17 protein-coding genes, 1 tRNA gene and 1 pseudogene are annotated in these 16765 nt (G+C 64.3%); 14 read left to right on the forward strand and 5 right to left on the reverse strand.

Translation table 11 applies throughout. The features are described from left to right. The first annotated feature begins 64 nt into the window (after positions 1-64). Together ACEL92_RS10285 and ACEL92_RS10290 are read left to right on the forward strand one after the other, a co-directional pair. Entirely contained in the window at positions 65-508 is a 444-nt protein-coding gene (locus tag ACEL92_RS10285) for a CBS domain-containing protein (RefSeq protein WP_374025462.1), read from the forward strand. A 10-nt stretch (positions 509-518) separates the two neighbouring features. After that, positions 519-1820, forward strand: a complete 1302-nt coding sequence (locus tag ACEL92_RS10290) for an SLC13 family permease (RefSeq protein WP_374025463.1) — start codon at positions 519-521, stop codon at positions 1818-1820. A 12-nt stretch (positions 1821-1832) separates the two neighbouring features. Here ACEL92_RS10290 and ACEL92_RS10295 read toward each other — a convergent pair whose 3' ends face one another. After that, entirely contained in the window at positions 1833-3203 is a 1371-nt protein-coding gene (locus ACEL92_RS10295) for a DUF2254 domain-containing protein (protein ID WP_374025464.1), read from the reverse strand. A 209-nt stretch (positions 3204-3412) separates the two neighbouring features. After that, a pseudogene (locus ACEL92_RS10300) lies at positions 3413-5341 on the reverse strand (APC family permease); the annotation flags it as partial. A 1065-nt stretch (positions 5342-6406) separates the two neighbouring features. On the opposite strand from ACEL92_RS10300, the gene ACEL92_RS10305 reads away from it, so the two are divergent. The 11 genes from ACEL92_RS10305 to ACEL92_RS10355 all read left to right on the forward strand — a co-directional run bounded on the left by ACEL92_RS10305 (position 6407) and on the right by ACEL92_RS10355 (position 14787). Next, entirely contained in the window at positions 6407-6898 is a 492-nt protein-coding gene (locus ACEL92_RS10305) for a hypothetical protein (RefSeq protein WP_374026164.1), read from the forward strand. A gap of 115 nt (positions 6899-7013) precedes the next feature. Next, positions 7014-8117: a cytochrome P450 gene (locus ACEL92_RS10310; RefSeq protein ID WP_374025465.1), complete on the forward strand. Its 1104-nt coding sequence runs from the start codon at positions 7014-7016 to the stop codon at positions 8115-8117. 457 nt (positions 8118-8574) lie between these two features. Next, on the forward strand, positions 8575-8898 hold the full coding sequence (locus tag ACEL92_RS10315; protein WP_374025466.1) for a hypothetical protein: 324 nt from the start codon (positions 8575-8577) through the stop codon (positions 8896-8898). 176 nt (positions 8899-9074) lie between these two features. After that, entirely contained in the window at positions 9075-9227 is a 153-nt protein-coding gene (locus ACEL92_RS10320; protein WP_374025467.1) for a hypothetical protein, read from the forward strand. 181 nt (positions 9228-9408) lie between these two features. Continuing rightward, complete coding sequence (locus tag ACEL92_RS10325) at positions 9409-10422, forward strand: AAA family ATPase (RefSeq protein ID WP_374025468.1); 1014 nt, start codon at positions 9409-9411, stop codon at positions 10420-10422. An 18-nt stretch (positions 10423-10440) separates the two neighbouring features. After that, the gene (locus ACEL92_RS10330; RefSeq protein ID WP_374025469.1) at positions 10441-11307 is read left to right on the forward strand and encodes a DUF58 domain-containing protein; all 867 of its coding nucleotides are present in this window, start codon (positions 10441-10443) and stop codon (positions 11305-11307) included. Next, the gene (locus ACEL92_RS10335) at positions 11297-11770 is read left to right on the forward strand and encodes a hypothetical protein (RefSeq protein WP_374025470.1); all 474 of its coding nucleotides are present in this window, start codon (positions 11297-11299) and stop codon (positions 11768-11770) included. The genes ACEL92_RS10330 and ACEL92_RS10335 overlap by 11 nt, the downstream gene beginning before the upstream one ends. After that, positions 11761-12738, forward strand: a complete 978-nt coding sequence (locus ACEL92_RS10340) for a hypothetical protein (protein ID WP_374025471.1) — start codon at positions 11761-11763, stop codon at positions 12736-12738. The genes ACEL92_RS10335 and ACEL92_RS10340 overlap by 10 nt, the downstream gene beginning before the upstream one ends. A gap of 11 nt (positions 12739-12749) precedes the next feature. Further along, complete coding sequence (locus ACEL92_RS10345) at positions 12750-13649, forward strand: hypothetical protein (RefSeq protein ID WP_374025472.1); 900 nt, start codon at positions 12750-12752, stop codon at positions 13647-13649. After that, positions 13646-14380, forward strand: a complete 735-nt coding sequence (locus ACEL92_RS10350; protein WP_374025473.1) for a hypothetical protein — start codon at positions 13646-13648, stop codon at positions 14378-14380. Before ACEL92_RS10345 ends, ACEL92_RS10350 begins: the two co-directional genes overlap by 4 nt. A 20-nt stretch (positions 14381-14400) precedes the next feature. Beyond that, complete coding sequence (locus tag ACEL92_RS10355; RefSeq protein WP_374025475.1) at positions 14401-14787, forward strand: YchJ family protein; 387 nt, start codon at positions 14401-14403, stop codon at positions 14785-14787. A gap of 48 nt (positions 14788-14835) precedes the next feature. Here the strand turns inward: ACEL92_RS10355 and ACEL92_RS10360 are convergent. Beyond that, positions 14836-14906: transfer RNA gene (locus tag ACEL92_RS10360), tRNA-Cys, on the reverse strand. 113 nt (positions 14907-15019) lie between these two features. On the opposite strand from ACEL92_RS10360, the gene ACEL92_RS10365 reads away from it, so the two are divergent. Continuing rightward, positions 15020-15907 (forward strand): TPM domain-containing protein, encoded by an 888-nt coding sequence (locus ACEL92_RS10365; RefSeq protein WP_374025476.1) that lies wholly within the window; start codon positions 15020-15022, stop codon positions 15905-15907. Positions 15908-15928: 21 nt separating this feature from the next. Here the strand turns inward: ACEL92_RS10365 and ACEL92_RS10370 are convergent, their stop codons facing one another. Beyond that, the gene (locus ACEL92_RS10370) at positions 15929-16153 is read right to left on the reverse strand and encodes a hypothetical protein (RefSeq protein ID WP_374026165.1); all 225 of its coding nucleotides are present in this window, start codon (positions 16151-16153) and stop codon (positions 15929-15931) included. A 138-nt stretch (positions 16154-16291) separates the two neighbouring features. Beyond that, entirely contained in the window at positions 16292-16723 is a 432-nt protein-coding gene (locus ACEL92_RS10375) for a hemophore-related protein (RefSeq protein ID WP_374025477.1), read from the reverse strand. Positions 16724-16765: the final 42 nt, after the last annotated feature.

Below are 16765 nucleotides of genomic sequence, written 5' to 3' on the forward strand. Positions count from 1 at the left end.
GGCCGCCGTCAAGGGACCGTAAGGGCCACTGCGCTCGGAAAGCGGCGCTTTGTAAAGTCTGCATATGCACGCCGCGGATATCGTCGAAGAGTTCCCGGTGATCACCACCGACGCAGACTCGCTCGAGGCCGTCCGCATGATTGCCGAACAAAGGTTGCCCGGGATCTTGGTCGTTGATGGGTCGGGCGGCCCCTTTGCCGTGTTGCCTGCCTCGCAGGTCGTGCGGTTTATCGTGCCCCGCTACGTGCAGGACGATCCATTGCTAGCAGGGGTACTGAGCGAATCGGTTGCCGACCACGTCGCAGAGCGGTTGAACGGCAGGGTGGTTGGCGCCATGCTCCCGGAACATCTGGTCGACGTACCACCTGCCGATTTCGACGACACCATCCTCGAGGTGGCCGCAAAGATGGCGCGCCTGCACACCCCGCTGATTCCGGTCGTCGAGCACGGCAAGCTGTTGGGAGTAATCACCGCATCCCGCCTGCTCGCTGCGGTCCTGAAGTTGTGATCGCCGCTCGATGACCACCGCCTACGCCGTTTATGCGACCACAATATTTGTGGTCGCATTTGTGTTGATCGCCACCGAACGCCTCAACAAGACGCTGGTCGCGCTCGGTGGCGCGACTGCGATGTTCGTACTGCCGGTGATCAATTCGCACGAGGTTTTCTACTCGGAAGAAACCGGCGTTGACTGGGACGTCATATTTTTGCTCCTGGGGATGATGATCATCGTCAGCGTTGTGCGCCAGACCGGGGTGTTCGAATACGTGGCGATCTGGGCGGCCAAGCGCGCCAGGGGTTCTCCGCTGCGGATCATGGTGTTCCTGTTGCTTGTGACCGCTGTCGGCTCCGCCTTCCTGGACAACGTCACGACGGTCCTCTTGATCGCACCCGTCACCCTGTTGGTGTGCGAACGGCTGGACATCGGCCCAGCGCCATTTCTTCTCGCCGAAGCGTTCGCCGCCAACATTGGTGGCGCCGCGACGCTCGTCGGTGACCCGACGTCGATGATCATCGGCACCGCAGCAGAACTCAGCTTCGTCTCCTTCCTGGCGAATATGGCCCCCGCGGTAATCCTCGTCCTTTGCGCACTGGTCGCTCTCGTCCCGCGCTTGTTCCCGCAGGCATTCTCCGTCGATGCCGACCGCATCGCCGATGTCATGTCGCTCGACGAGAACGAGGCGATCCGCAATCGTCGCCTGCTGGTCCAGTGCGGGATCGTCCTCATCGTGGTATTCGCCGGTTTTGTTGCGCACAAACAGATCCACATGGAGCCGTCCTTAGTCGCGATGACCGGGGCGGGCATTCTGATCGTGATATCCAGACTGGGTCGTGAGTTCTACCTCTCCAGTGTGGAGTGGGAGACGTTGCTCTTCTTCGCAGGACTATTCGTGATGGTCGGGGCGTTGGTGAGGACCGGAGTCATGGACAAATTGGCCCACGCGGCAGGCGATGCGATCGGCAACAATGGCCTAGTAACGGTTATGGCCGTCCTCGTCGTGTCCTTCCTGATCAGCGGGACCGTAGACAACGTCCCTTACGCGGCCACGATGACGCCGATCGTCGCTCACCTGACTGCCTCGGAGCACCAGCTGCACAATCCCACGGTGCTGTGGTGGGCGCTGATCCTGGGGACCGTCCTCGGAGGCAACCTTACTGCGCTCGGCGCCAGTGCAAATGTCGTCGTCACAGGGATCGCCAAGCGCGCCGGAACTCCGATCTCTTTCTGGGACTTCGCCCAAAAAGGGGTGGTGGTGACCGCCGTGTCGTTGGCGACCTCGGCGGGTTACCTCTGGGTACGTTATTTCCTGCTGGCGTAACGCGGGACGCCGTCAGTTCGCCAGGATTTCGGAGTGCAACGGCTTCGTATCTGCGTGGATCAAAGCAACTATAGCCTCGTATCGGCGGGTAACGTCATTGCGATCTCCCGAGTCGGGCACCGTTTCAAGGTTCAATTTCTGGATTGCGTCCGCCTGCCGCACGAGCACCGTTCGCCGGCTGCGGTCCGATGTTTGTTCAATGATCTTGGCCAAGGCGTCGAGTTGGCGAATCATGATCGCGGGCATTCCTACTGCCGCCTGGCGGATTGTGTCGAACGCTCTCTGCACGAGCCGCTCGAAATCGGGCTGGTAGGCGATGACGCGTATCTGGCCCTGGGTATCGCGGCGGATCCGTTGTGGATGCCAAGAGCGAGAAATCCGGCAGAGCCCGTCGGCGATCCAGTCGACGCACGTCATACCAGTGAAGGTGTCGTTCACCGCGGGCGACAATGCGCGTAGCGCGATTTCAACCAGTTGATCGACACCGAACGAAATATCCTGGGGAAGTGTCCGATACGCGCCTGCGATGTGACCGAACGCCAGGCTTTCCTGCACCGCGTTCGCGGCACTGGCCGGCCACACTCGCGCCATCACCTGACCGGCGACAAAGAAATGCCCTGGACGATAAGGTAACTCGATGACCGCGTTGGCCTTCGACGCCACCTTCACCAACTTTTCCATCCTGATCACCTGCAGATAGCCGCTGCGCGGCGTGCGGATAGGGGCGCCAGACTCGGCAAGCCGCGACAACAACTCCTGGCAAGGCGGTCCGACGGCGCGCCCGCCGGCCGTTGTTGCACCACGATTTTGTGCCTCGATCTCGAAGTTCAGCGTTTTGGCGATTGCTGCAATGACGACTGGCAGCTGAATCATCACGGCGACGTGGTTGAGAAAGTAAATCAGTACACCTACATTCGCCATGGTTAGCACCAACGCCACGGTGATCGACAGATGCGGAACAAAGTCGCCCTTGTCGCCACCACCGCCGACCGCGACCAGGGTGATCATGGTGTAACAGAACGTTGCGACGAATGCCCCCAGCGCCAGTTGTGTTCCCAAATCGCGCACGCAATTGCGTAGCATCCTCGGCCCGAATTGAGTCGAAGCGAGAGTCAGGACGACGATCGTAATCGAGAACACGATGCCAATGACGGTGATGATTGCCGCGGCAATCGTGGTCAAGATGACTCGTGCAGTATCGGCCGTTCCGTTCAACACCCATTCCGGGAAGTGAATTGTGCCGTTGTAGGCAGCGCGGTCCGCTGCGTAGGTCGCGACGAAAAGGACTGAGATCACCAATGTTTCCAGTACCGGGACAACCCACAGATTTGTCCTCAAGGCCTCTCGACGCCAATCGGCCTCTAGATAAGCGGAGCCGAACATCACAGCACCGGCGTTCTTAGAAGATGCGGCGGCCGGTGGCGGATCTCATGAATCTCTGTAAATGACATGGCTTTTCACCGGGTTATCCTGTCCTCGACCATCGGAGGTGCCGGCGTGGCCGAACCGGCTAACCGTGGCTGGCTCGGCGTAGGCGCGGTCGGCCGAGGAGGGCCAGATAACGGTAGCGATTTCACCCGCCTCGCCCGAGCCGCGCGTGTTATTTGGGATTCGACGTCGAAGGCCACGATCTGTGCGCTCGCCCGCGAAATCTGGCTGATTACTCGTGCGATCTTGTCGGCGGTGCGATCGTGGAGCAGCCGGCCCACCAGGGCGGAGTATGTCCTGCGCGGCAGCAGCACAGTCACTTTGGAGTCCGGATGGTCATCGAGAGTCTGCGATACCAACCTGTAGGCTGCCGAACCCAGCCGGCGGTCTGGGCACTCGATCATCTGCAGTGTCGCGTCGTGTTCGAAGCGGTCCCAAAACTGTTGCAACAGTTCGGCACGACTCGGATCCAGGACGAAATGCACTGCGGTCAGCACCTCGGCGTGCAGACTCTTCGCGTAGCGCATCGCTTCGATTTCGGCCAGGTCGATCGAATCGACGAACACGAACACCCGATGTTGCGGATACCTGTCAAAGCAGGGCTGTTCGGTGACACACAAGTCTAGGACCGCGGCTTCGGCGCGGTACTGGCGATTGAGTCGGATCAGTGTGATCACCAGGACGGGGAACACAACGACGATGAGCCAGGCACCCTCGTTGAACTTCACCACCGCAAAAATTCCCACGACGAGGGTGGACAGGATTCCCGCGGACACGTTGACCGCTAGCTTGCGGCGCCAACCGCGATCGCGGCGCTTCAGATGGTGCCTGGTCATTCCGAATCCAGCCATTGCAAAGGCACTGAATACGCCCATCGCGAACAGCGGCACCAGCGCGTTGACCGATCCGCCCGTTGCCAGCAGGAGGATGAGTGCGAGGGCCGTCAAGACGATGATCGCATTCGAAAACACCAGACGGTGACCACGTTTCATTAGCGGTCGCGGTAAGAATCGATCTTCGGCAACGAAATTGGCGAGTGCAGGAAATCCGTTGAAGCTGGTGTTGGCGCCGTTGTAAAGGATGGCCGCGCTCGCGGCTTGCAACAGGAAGTACAGGACATGCCCGACCGTTCCGTTGCCGAAGACCGCACGGCCGATCTCGGAAAGCATTGACGGATATCCGGCAACGAACGGAGTGGCGTGCGTGATGTAAGCAAGCCACGCGACTCCAGCCAGCAAGAAACCCAGAATCCAAGCCATAATGGTGAGGGCTCGGCGGGCGTTGATGCCCTGCGGCGGGTGAAACAGGTTGACAGTGTTCGAAATTGCTTCGACGCCCGTCAGGGACGAGCCGCCATTGGCAAATGCTCGCAGTATCACGAGCACGGTAGCGCCCATGATCAGTCCGTTGCCGTGGTGGACCGGCACTGCACCGTCAAGCCGATGCGGGTCGTAAATAGGTAAGCCCCAGAAGATCTCGCGAACAATGCCGGCGACGACCATCAGCGACAGCATGAAGATGAAAGCGTAGGTCGGCACCGCGAACGTTCGGCCCGCCTCGCGTAACCCGCGCAGGTTGGCTAGAGAGAAGATCAGTACCGCGGCGACCGTAATTTCTAGACTGTAGGGCCCCAACACCGGTATCGCGGACACTACCGCGACCGTGCCCGCCGCGCACTGGATCGCGACGGTGACCACGTAGTCGATCAGCAGCGCGGCCGCGGCGACCTGCGCCACCCGCGGCCCGAAGTTGTCTCTGGCGACGATGTACGAGCCGCCGGCCCTCGTGTAGGTCATGACGACTTGGCGGTACGACGCAGCGACCAACGCAAGAATCACCAGAATCACGCCGGTGATTGGAAGCAATAAGGTGAAGGCGGCCATGCCCGCGGCGGGCAGCAGTTCCACCATGATCTGCTCGGGGCCATAAGCGGTCGACGAGATTGCGTCCGGCGAAAGAGCACCGAGCGCCACGGCATTTGACAGCTTCTCGTGTTCCAAGTCGCTGGTTATCTTCGGTTCCCCGAGCAAGAGGCGTTTGCAGACGTCGGGAACCGACGGGCTTATCGCCTGCTGGTCGGTTTGGCCAGTCATGGCTCATTCCTAGCCCAAGGCGAATGTTGGTGACGTCTTCATTAACGGAATCTTGATGGCCTTCCCTGTCGAAAAGCAGCTACGGACATAGTGTTTTCGCCTGGCCGAAGGCGCGCGCATTGCGACAGCGTCCATCACGTGGTTTTGGCGGTGCCTCAGGACGAGCCAGCTGAAGCGTCGTAGTCCTTCTGGGACTTAGGGTTTCGGTACAGACCATCGCGCTCGAGGACGTAGGCCTGCCGATGCTGCTGGGCTCGGACGACGGCGTCGAGCTGGTGAGCCCACTGCCGTCCGAAGCTGACGAGACGAATCCGTCGCGTGGTTCCTAGAGCAGAACGGCGCCGGCGTGTATTCGGTGGTGATCCCCGTCGGTGACTGACACCTCGGTCGCCGAGCGGGCGGCGCAGCGGTAGGGCGTCAAGACGCTGTTCCATCGGCACCGAGGTGGCGACGGGTACAAGCTGGATGAGATCGAGATCTCGGTGCTGGGCCTACCGCCGACCCTCCTACTGACCGATCTGCCGTACCGTTCAGCCGCCGTGTGATTCGACGTAGGTGGCGATCACTTCGATCAGCGCGTTGCGGTCCCGGGAGGAGTCCTGGGGGTTCGAGCCACGCCATCTGAGCCACCACCAGGTCACGCAGCGTGGCCCGGATGAGGTTGCCGGTGTAGCCAGCGTGCGGCGCGGACAGGTCTTCGCCCAGGTGTCGGTCCAGTTTCGTGAGCGTGCCCATCAAGCCGTCGACGACGAATTTGGTGCTCGCTCGTTGGGACTCGGCGAGCGATGCTGGAAACCAGTGGGAACGGCCTAGCTTCGTGACGAGCAAACGGGCCGTTTATCTGCGCCGGCGGCCCTCAGCACATGGGCCGGCGCTCGGGACGTTGTGAATGGACTGTAGGTAGTCAATCGGTTGCCGAGTTGTCCGAGTCTTCAAACCAACGCTCCCATAGCGTGTGACCGGTCTATCGGCCTCATAGGGGCCAGTTACTGGCGCAACGCGCGCTATCGTCTGCGGGTGGCCATATCGACTCCAGTGAACGCAGCGGTCGCGACATTGCTTGCGATGACGGCTTTCGCACCGGCGCCGCTCGGCGCCGCCGATCCGACACCCCAACAGTCGCCGTTTCCGACGGGGAAAGCCGGCACTACCATCCATGTCACGGAATACAGCGCCGCGACCGCCGACGTCACGCTCAACAATGTCAGTTGGGTTTCGGGGTGCACCCTAAGCGGCGGGGGCTGCAACGTCATCGAGCTCACCATCGTCGGCAAGTCCGACACGCCATTCAGCTACGGCGAGGCCTACGTGACCGCCGCGTCTTCGCCGTGGAGGCAAGACCCTTACCGCGACGTCGAACGCGGCTCGTTGACGGTTGACTATCAGAAGATCAACAAGACGCCGCCCCTGCGCTCGGGCAGTGTCGCCAACGGCCAGACCGCCCACGGCTACATCGCCTACGACACGATCAACCAGGGTGATGTGTACATCGAGTTCAATGACCCCAACGCTCCGGCGGCGCCCACCCCATTAGCGGGCTGGAAAGTCCACACCTAGCGCCGCAGAGCCAGTTGGTCGGTCTCAAAGATAGAATTTCGGCGTCGGAGTTCCAGGCGGCGCCGTCAATGCTTGGTTCGCGGCGACCGCCGAACGTGAGAGTCGGTGGTGCGTGGTGATCGAGCCGGGTAGCGACGCCCCTCCCGCCGCGCTGGAAGTCATGCGTTCCGACGAGGAAGCGGCCAACGGTTATCGGGAGTGGCTGGCCGCCGCTGAGCGCTCCGGTCAACGAGTGCTGCGGCAGCCGGACGGCACCTACGTGTTGTGGCGGCGCGACGACGTCCTCGCCGCCATCCGTGACGGCGAGGTTTTCGCCAGCCGCCAAGGCGAGCTAATGCCCGGCAATCCGCCGTTCGGTCCGTACCGGAAGATCATGGTCGAGCAGCTCTTCACCCCGGGCAATTCGCGGGACATGCTCAAGCCCGTGCGTGTGATCGTCGAACGATGTGTCGACGCCGTGGCGGCGCAGCTAGAGCGCTGCGACGGTGCGGGTGTCGCCGAGGTTGTCTGGCGCGCAGCATTCGTCACGGTCTGCGGGCTGCCGACGGATACCGCTCCCGCCGCGGTCAACGCGGAGCTGGTGGCCGCGATCCGCCGAGCGCCGCAGGGCGGCCCCGATGTGCTCAGCATCCTGGCGACCGAACCGCTTTCCGACGAAGAAGTGCTGGGGCTGATGGCCTCGGTGGGCCGGGGCCTCATCTTCGCGTCGTTCGCTATCAGGGCCGGACTGGCGGTATTGGCGCGCAACCCGACGCTGCAGCGCGAACTACGCGAAAACCCGGACCTGCAACGCAGGTTCATCGAAGAGCTGCTGCGGTTGGATGGCGGGGCGAAAACCGTCTCCCGAATCACGAGCCGCAGCGTGACAATCGGCGAAACGACGATCCCAGCTGGGTCGCCTGTCGAGTTGTGTGTCGGATTCGTTCACCGCGACGAAGCCGACGACATGTCCGGTCATAGCATCAAACTCGATGGCCCGCAGCGGAATTGGAGTTTCGGGGGAGGGCCGCACCGGTGCCCGGCATCGCACCTGGCCCGGGATCTGCTGGGCGTGTTCTTTGACGTGTGGCTCGCCAAGGTCCCGTTCTTTTGGTTTGACTGGAATGGCGGCGACGTGCCCAAAGCGTGGTATCCCAAACCCTACAGCCCTTCGCCCAGCGATATTTTCGACGGCTGGTTTCCTCTTCGCGTGCCACTCAGGTGGCGACCGGAGCGGTAATCAGGACCGGTGAGATGTGGTGGTTCGGGTGTTAGTCACCGGTCGAGTCGTCTGTGTTCACAGGCAATCGGCCCGACAGTGTTACATCGCAACGCGTTTGAACAGTCCCCGACCTACCAACGTCCGAGCTTTGACGCGGCCCTTCGTGGGCTGCGGTCGATCACTACCGCCTCGACGGGTTCCTTCCCCGGTAGCTAGCCGCCGTCCTTCGCGGTCATTCTGCGGTGTGCGCGCCGGCGACTTACTCGCCATTCGTTCCTATGAGTTCGGCATGAGCAACCGACGATAGTAACGGTCCGTAGGTATCGCCGGACTACTATTCCTGCCCCCGCACAAAGTAAACCCGTCCCGTCGACGGGCAGCACCCCCACAGAGGTTGGGATCGGTAGCAAATCGGAGTCTATGGAATGGCCGAGCATCGCCACCATAGGCGACACGACGAACAGGAGAAGACGACATGAGGCGCATCTTTGCCGGAGCGGTGCTGTCGGGCACCGTGACACTGGCCAGTTTGGGATTCGGCGCAGGCGCCGCCCAGGCGGATCCCTCGACGGGCATCTGCAACCAGTTGGCGATGTGCAGCTACATCTGGTGCCCCGGCAGCCCTCTGCCGATGCCGGACGTGGTGTGGGACATGAACAGGTGTCACCATTACTACGGCGGCAGCCTCGGTCATCCGGGTACGGAGGGCGGCATTCCGGTCGGCGCGCACATCCTCGAGGGAGATCCTTCCCCGGCGAACACGTGCGGCGGATCGCCTATCTGCTTGCCGGGCCTGTAAGGCAGGCGGAGGTATTCAGCGGCGGAACCGGCGCCGCGTAACTGGCGGAAGCCGTGCAGCTGAATTCGCACGCTCATCCTCCTGGACGCCTCCACGCGTCGTCGGATCGCGTCTGTGAGGTTGTACTGACGTCGAGCGTGGGTATGGGTTCCGCATCGTCTAGGAAGGACATGCCGATGACCCGACCCGATGAGAACGATGCGGCTAACGACACCGCCGACGCCGCCGACTCCAAGGACGCGGTATCCGATGAGGCAGTAGTGCCGGAGGCGGGCGAGGGCCCATTGCCCCCGGTGGCCGGCGAACCTCGACCGCCCATCGGAAATTGATGGGATCACCGAGCAAGCCCCTCGGCATCAGTTTTCGACCGCGAACAGCGGCCACTCGCCTGCCACACCCAGTCGGGACGCGCCCGGGCGGCCTCGAGAGCCCCATCGGCCGGCGCCCTTGGCGGGTCGAGGAGTTCGGCCCACGTGTGGAAAACCGCGGTCCGGGTACCCCAGCGGGCGTATGACTACAGCGCGGGCACAACCAGATCCACAACCAGATCAACGTGAGATCGATGGCGTGCGGGGGGTCGTCGACGCCATCTCCGATGCCTTTGCAGCGAAGATCGTCGGGCAGCGCGACCTGCGCGAGTCGCTGCTGATCGGCTTGCTCGCGGGTGGCCACATTCTGCTCGAAAGCGTTCCCGGCCTGGCCAAGACCACCGCCGCAAAAGTGCTCGCCGAGGCGATTCAGGGTCGTTTTCAACGCATCCAATGCACGCCCGACCTGCTTCCCAGTGACATCATCGGTACGCAGATCTACGACTCGGCGAGTAGCTCGTTCGTCACCCAACTGGGGCCCGTGCACGCCAACATCGTGCTGCTCGACGAGATCAACCGGTCCAGCGCCAAGACCCAGAGCGCGATGCTCGAGGCGATGGAGGAGCGGCAAACCACCATCGCCGGGCAGGTGCACCCTCTGGCGGACCCGTTTCTAGTCGTCGCGACTCAGAACCCCGTCGACCAGGAAGGCACCTATCCGCTGTCCGAGGCCCAGACCGACCGGTTCCTGCTCAAGGAGATTGTGCGCTACCCCTCCCCGCAGGAAGAGGTGGAGGTGATGTCGCGGATCGACGCGGGCATCTACGACAAGGGTCAGCCCACGGAGCCTGTGGTCAGCCTTGACGAGGTCTTGCACGTGCAGGAGGTGGTGCGCCATGTCCACATGGACCGCGCGCTGATGCTCTACGCGAGCCAACTGGTGGACGCGACCCGCCACCCGGAGCGGGCGCTGCCCAAGCAGATCGCGCGCCTGATCGAATACGGTGCCAGCCCGCGCGCCACGATCGCGTTCTGCAAGGCGGCCCGGGCGCAGGCGGTGCTGTCCGGTCGTGCACACGTGCTACCCGAGGACATCTCACAGCTCGCGCACCGAGTGCTGCGGCACCGGCTCATTCTCGGATTCGAAGCGGCCAGCGCCAACGTCACCCCGGAGATCGTGGTCGACGCGGTGCTCCGGGTCGTCCGGGTCCCTTGAGGTGCCAGCGGGCCAGTCGTGGGTAAGCACCTCAACCGAGCGAAGGCACACTTCGGCACCGACACCCGCGGACTGCTCGAAGGTGGTCGTTACGCCTTATTGCACACGCGCAGCATGGAATTCGACGATCTGCGCCCGTATGTGCGAGGTGACGACGTACGGGATATCGACTGGAAAGCTTCCGCACGTTCGGGCGCCGTGCTTATCAAGCGGTTCGTTTCGGAGAAGCACCACAAGATCCTGCTCGTGGCCGATGCCGGTCGCAACATGTCGGCGCTGGCCCCGAGCGGGGAGTACAAGCGCGACATCGCCGCGCACATTATGGGTGCGGTCGGGCTGATCGGCCTACGCCGCTCCGATCAGATCGGCATGGTCTATGGCGACCGTCGGGGCTGTGTCAACATCCGGCAGCAACGCGGCGAATCGCACATCGAGGGGCTCCTGCACCGCTGGTATCAACACGCCACCGCCGACCCGGGCGCCAGTGCGATCACCGTCCAACTCGACTACGTCGCAACACATTATCGACACGCAATGCTAATCATCGTGGTGTCCGACGAACCCGATGTCGATGACCGCCTCGGCGAAGTGCTCACCCGGCTGCGCGGGCGCCACGACGTCATGTGGTCGATGACTTCAGACATGCCCGCCGTGGGTCCCGACAACACCGACGGGTACGACGTGGCGACCGGCCGCTTCGTCCTCAACGGCGCAGACCTGGGCCCGCGGGTGGTCACCGCGTACCGTCGCGCCGAGCAGGCCCGGCGCGAGCGCCTCGGTGCGTTCTTCACAGCTCACGCGATTCCGCATGCGACGTTCGGTGGCAGCACGGAAATCCGGCGGGAGCTTGTCCGCCTGACCGAGGTTGCCGCCCGTGCCGGATGATCTACTGCGCCATGTGATTGGTCCGCAGCCATATTCATCGTGGTGGCTGTGGTGGGCCATGCTCCTGATCTTCGCCGTCACGTTTTGGTACGCCGTTGTTTTCATCTGGACGCTGCCATCGCAGCGGTTGCGTCACATCCCGGTGGTGCGTCGGGTGCACGCGTGGCTGCTCCGCAACCGGTTCGCCCGCCGCGTGCGAGCCGTCGCCGACGAACACGACGCCGGGCGGATGCCGGCTCCGGCGGCGTCCGCGGCGATCAGCCGGACGGTGCGCAGCTTTCTGCACCAAGCGACCGGAGTGCGAGCGCAGTACTTACAGGTGGGCGCGATCGCCGACGGCGATTTGGCCACGGCCGCGCCGCTGCTGACCCGGCTGGGTGACGCGCAGTTCAACCCCCGGACGCGAGTGGATGTCGCTGACGTGAGCGTGGAGGCGCAGGAGTTGATCCGATCGTGGACCTGAAGTGGTGGCCGGTAGCCGTCGTCGGATTGGCCTGCTTCTCCGCGGTGATTACGCTCGCGGCGTTGCTGCCCATGACTGCTGCCCGCAGGCGGTTGCGCCCGTTGGCCAACGTGGCACGGTTGACCCGGTTGCCCGAGTACGCCAGGATCGCGCGGCTGCGTTCGCTGTCGACGGTTGTGACCTTGATCGTGCTGACGGTCATGTTCGGTGCATCCACCTGGGCGGCGGCCCGCCCGACAACGGCCAGCAAGGATTTCGACGCCAAACATCCCGAGGACGTCATGCTGTGCGTCGGGCAGCCGGTGACCGATGCGTCGACGGTTGAACTGCTCGACTACTTCGCGCGTAAGGCCGCCACATCCCCTCCGGCTCAACACATCGGCCTGACATCCACTAACCGCCGGGTTGTGCCCCTGACGCGCGATCAGCAGTACGCGGCGGCGCGGTTCGAGGAGTTCGCCGGCGTCCATGAAGCCCAGTTGGCGTCGTTCGCCCCGCCGGTGCCCTACACGGACTACACCCCGAACGTGAATGACGTTCTAGCGCTGTGTCTCTCAGGGTTCCCCCCGGAGGATCTATACAACGCGCACCGGCGCTCGGTCATCTATCTCGGCCCCTCAAATCTCCCCGCCGGTGGCGAGCGGCGCGCCGCGCTGTTCACCGACGACGGTGTACGGGCCATGGCCGGCCGAGCCGGCGCCCAAATCAACGTGGTCGACACGGCCCCGTCAGCTGCGAGCGGTTCGCTTGTCGCCCTTGCCGAGAAGACCCGCGGGCAGTACCGCGCATTGGGACCGCAATCCGTGACCTCGGCCCTCAACGATATTCGGGCACACACCCCGCCGGCGCGTCGGGCAGACGGGACCACCGTGACAGCGGACTTTTCGGATGCGCCGGTGCAACCCCTGGCGATCGCCCTGTTGTCGGCAGCCGTGCTCTCGGTGGCCCTATTGGTATTGCGCCGATGACCTTTCAGCCTGTGCTGCCCTGGGCGATCCTCGCGGTCGTCATCGCCGCGCTTGTCCTGGCGCGCGCGGTGGCATTGTGGCGGGTGCTGCTGTCGGCCGGGAACCGGCGTGTCGGCGCCGTGCTGCGGTGGGGCGGGGTAACCCTCGCGGTGTTGCTGCTCATCGCCGCGACCACGCGCCCGGCGCTTCGCCACGACGAAGGCCTCCGAGGGGCAAAGGCCGCACCTGGCGCGGGTCTCAACGTGTTCTTGATCGTCGATCGGTCGGCCGACTCGGATGTCGAAGATTACGGCACCGGCCGGCCACGGATTGCGGGGATGCGTGACGACATCGGGACAGTGTTGAATCAGTACCCTGGTGCGAGGTATGCGCTTGTCAGCTCAGCAGGGCAGGCAGCACTGGATTGGCCATTGTCCGAGGATGTTTGGAGTCTACGTCCGACCATTGCGGCTTTGGGTTCCGAACAGGGTACTTCTGACGTCGCCGCAGCAAACAACCTGTTGCGTTACCAGCTCATGCAGGCGGCGCAGCAATATCCTGGTTCGCGAAACGTGGTGCTGTACTTCGGCTCTGGCGCCCCCGGGTCGCCCACGTCGCAGGGCGGGGTCGACCATACGCGGGCGTCGGTGGCTGGGGGAGCGGTGCTCGGTTACGGCCGCAGCGACGCGATCAACGAACCCGAATTACGGGAGATCGCGGGTCAACTCAATGTGGGGTACGTGCATCGGGACCCCGGTCAGCCGTTGCAGCTTGGCCTGCCCGATGCGCCGCACAGGACCGAGGCCGGCGCTCGGATCGAACTCTACTGGTTGCCAGCCTGGGTCGCGGCGGGACTGCTGCTCAGCGAAATCTACTTTTCGGTTCGCGAGTTCCGACGCGGCCGCATCGCCCGGCGGGACTTGGCATCATGACGCTGAGACCGGCGCGTCTGCGGCTGCGGCGGCGGCTGCTGACCTACTCGGCCCCGGCGACGCTGGTCGCACTGTTGGCTGCGGTCAAGTTGCTTTCCGTTGTCGTTGCCGGCGATTCCGCCGTGTCCCACTTCGCCCAGGGTGACGGGAGCGCGGAGCGCGCGGACGCGTCGATCCTCGGCATGGTCAACGTGGTCGAGCCGGCGAAGGCGCCATTCGTCGCAGGTGTCGCCGCCGTGCTCGACGGCCGGCTCGATGACGCCGACACTCACTTCTCGCACGCGCTTGCCCGCACCGACGTCGCGGATGCCTGTCGGGTGCGGGTGAACCTCGAACTGGTCCGTGAAACTCAGGGCGACCGGGCCGCGTCGGCGGGTGATCGCACACACGCCGACGAACGCTATGCGAGCGCGCTGTCGATCGTCGAAGCCGCCCCTGACGCCTGCTTCTTCGGCAACAACGACGCGGACCCGCAGCGGCGGGCCATCCGACAGGACGCCGCGACCCGGTTGGCGGCCAAAAGGGCGGCGCTGACCAATCCGCCGCCCGATGTCCCACCACCCCTTCCGCCGCCGGCCCCGGTGGCGGCACCGCCTCCGCTGCCACCGGTCACCGGCGTCACGCCCGACGGCCGGGAGATCCCACCCCGGCGACTCGACCCGGGTGGTGGTGATCCACTCGAGAAGTTGCAGCGGGTACTGCAGGACGCCGCGGCCGCCGCTCCGCCGTAACCGGCTGGCACGCTTATGACATGGACGAACCGTGTCCCTGCGGTGGCGGCGAACGTTACGGCGCGTGTTGCGGGCCGCTTCACCAGGGCGACGTACAGGCCCGAACGGCGGAGGAATTGATGCGATCGCGGTATTCAGCGTTCGCCCACGGTGACGCCGACTACCTGTTCCGCACGTGGCACCCGCGCACGCGGCCGTCCGACGTGACCATTGACCCGGGCATCACCTGGATCGGTCTCGATGTGATCGACACGGTCGCGGGCGGCCCGGAAGACGATCGGGGAGAGGTGGAATTCACCGCCCGGTTCGAGTCCGGTGGCCGCGCCGGCAGCCTATGCGAACGCAGTCGGTTCGAGCGCCGCGCCGGCCGATGGTTCTACCTCGACGCGATGGCGGAACAGGCGTAGCCGACGGCGTGCCCGCTGCTGATCTCGAGGCGCCTCCAGGCATTCTTGAGCGAGTGACGGGACTCGAACCCGTGTATACGGCTTTGCAGGCCGCTGCCTAGCCACTCAGCCACACCCGCACGAACCGCCACCATGCCAGCGCATGCGGCCGTTGCCCAGCGATTTCTTCGGACTGATTATTTCCGCGAGCGGCAGTATCGGCCCTTTCGAAGGTGACGGCTAAATTACCCGTATGCGCGGCGTTCGCCTGGTTCATGCTGTCCTGGCCATCCTCACAGTGGGGCTGGTGCTGGCTGGCCCCGCCGACGCACAGCCGCCGTCCCGGCTCACGGATCACATCACCGACAGCGCCGGAGTCTTGACGGATTCCAGTCGGGCGGCGGTGAGCTCGGCAATCGACCGGCTCTACCGCGATCGGCAGATTCAGCTGTGGGTGGTCTACGTCGACAACTTCTCCCGGTTCAAACCGGAGAATTGGGCCGACCGGACCCGCAACGCGAGCGGATTGGGCGGCCGTGACGTGCTGCTGTCCGTGGCCACCAACACTAAGCTGTACGCCTTATCGGTGCCGCCACAGGTGTCGGGCCTCACGGATGCCGAGCTGGACAGCCTGCGCAGCAAGCGAATTGAACCCGCGGTGGGCGCCAAGGATTGGAGCGGCGCCGCGGTCGCTGCGGCGGACGGATTGAACAAGTCGACGAGCTCGGCGAAGCCGATCTGGCTGTCGATCGCGATCAGCCTCGCCGTCGTCGTGGTCGTCGTCGTGGTGTTCCTCACGCTCTATCGGGTGCGCCGCCGCCGCGCCGCCCGCCGCGGCGGCCAGCCGGGCATCGAGGCGCGCGAAGGGGACGCGTTGTCGACCGCGAACACCCGGCTGCGTCAGATCACCGACTACGTCACCAGGCATGGCGAGAGGGTCGGCGCCGAGGCGCAGGCCCGAATGCAAGAGGCGAAGCGTTATTTGGCGGCGGCGCACGCGAAGGAAATGACCAATGCCGCCGAGGCCGTCGCCTACGCGAACCGGGCGTCCACGCTGGCAGCTGAGGCGCAAACGCTGGCGAACGCCGACGTGCTCGCGGCGCACCGCCGTCGAGGTGGTGGCACCGCGGCTAGACGCTAGGGGGTGCTATCACCGGTCGTTTCAGAAGCACCCGCTCACATGGACCCGGCGGCCGCCTCCGACGCAGACATTCACCGGCGGTGGGGGCGGAAAGTCCTGGGGCAGCGGGGCATAGGCGTCCGGTGGCGGGACATTGGCGTTGACCGTGTCGGCAACGTTCGTGCACCCGCTCACTGAAACGCGCCGGCCGACGCTTGCGCACACATCTGCGTTGGCCACACCGGATGGCCGCACGACGGCACACATTTCGGGGATCGCGGCAACGGCCAACAGTGCGACCGCACCTACGGTCCAAGACCGTACCCTCACGTTCATCGTGATCTCCTCGTTCTGACCGGCAGCGAATCGACGGCGGTAACGGTTAGGCACCCCCGAGCCGGCCGCTCAGGGAGTCGCGTCGGCCTGCCCTAGTAGCGGCGTCCACTGGCAACGCTGCCGGATGTCGGCCAGCGGTTGACGGATGTTTTCAAGATCGGCCTGCTCCTGGGGGTTGGCGTTGAAGTACTGCTGCACATCGTCGCGGATCTGATCTTTGGGCCGGTCCTGCAGGTCGGTATAGAAGCCGTTCAAGTCCGGATGTGTGAACAGGTAAGTCGAAAGGGCCGCGGCCACACCGGCCGCGACGCCGGCGACGTCGGCCGCCGTGCAGTTGCCGGGTCGAGACGTCGGATCGGCCGAGGCGGTTCCCGTGGCAGCGCACATCAGCGTGCCGCTAATCGCGCCCGCACCGATCGCCCCGACCACTAGCCGGCGCGGGGTCAAACCTGCGAGGAAGAGGGCCGCCCTGTTCAACGTCAGTCGAACTGCAGTTGGCATGGTGTTAACTCTGGACCCGGACGGAGGTCCTTCACTCGGGCC

Source organism: Mycobacterium hainanense, assembly GCF_041890355.1.
In the GTDB taxonomy this organism is placed as follows: Bacteria; Actinomycetota; Actinomycetes; order Mycobacteriales; family Mycobacteriaceae; genus Mycobacterium; species Mycobacterium hainanense.

Bases quoted from the DNA above. Each gene is read 5' to 3' on its own strand.
- ACEL92_RS10285 (WP_374025462.1), top strand. From the start codon at position 65: ATGCACGCCGCGGATATCGTCGAAGAGTTCCCGGTGATCACCACCGAC.
- ACEL92_RS10375 (WP_374025477.1), bottom strand. From the start codon at position 16,723: ATGCCAACTGCAGTTCGACTGACGTTGAACAGGGCGGCCCTCTTCCTC.
- ACEL92_RS10295 (WP_374025464.1), bottom strand. From the start codon at position 3,203: ATGTTCGGCTCCGCTTATCTAGAGGCCGATTGGCGTCGAGAGGCCTTG.
- ACEL92_RS10365 (WP_374025476.1), top strand. From the start codon at position 15,020: ATGCGCGGCGTTCGCCTGGTTCATGCTGTCCTGGCCATCCTCACAGTG.
- ACEL92_RS10290 (WP_374025463.1), top strand. From the start codon at position 519: ATGACCACCGCCTACGCCGTTTATGCGACCACAATATTTGTGGTCGCA.
- ACEL92_RS10355 (WP_374025475.1), top strand. From the start codon at position 14,401: ATGGACGAACCGTGTCCCTGCGGTGGCGGCGAACGTTACGGCGCGTGT.
- ACEL92_RS10370 (WP_374026165.1), bottom strand. From the start codon at position 16,153: ATGTGTGCCGTCGTGCGGCCATCCGGTGTGGCCAACGCAGATGTGTGC.
- ACEL92_RS10325 (WP_374025468.1), top strand. From the start codon at position 9,409: ATGACTACAGCGCGGGCACAACCAGATCCACAACCAGATCAACGTGAG.
- ACEL92_RS10350 (WP_374025473.1), top strand. From the start codon at position 13,646: ATGACGCTGAGACCGGCGCGTCTGCGGCTGCGGCGGCGGCTGCTGACC.
- ACEL92_RS10315 (WP_374025466.1), top strand. From the start codon at position 8,575: ATGAGGCGCATCTTTGCCGGAGCGGTGCTGTCGGGCACCGTGACACTG.
- ACEL92_RS10305 (WP_374026164.1), top strand. From the start codon at position 6,407: ATGACGGCTTTCGCACCGGCGCCGCTCGGCGCCGCCGATCCGACACCC.
- ACEL92_RS10320 (WP_374025467.1), top strand. From the start codon at position 9,075: ATGACCCGACCCGATGAGAACGATGCGGCTAACGACACCGCCGACGCC.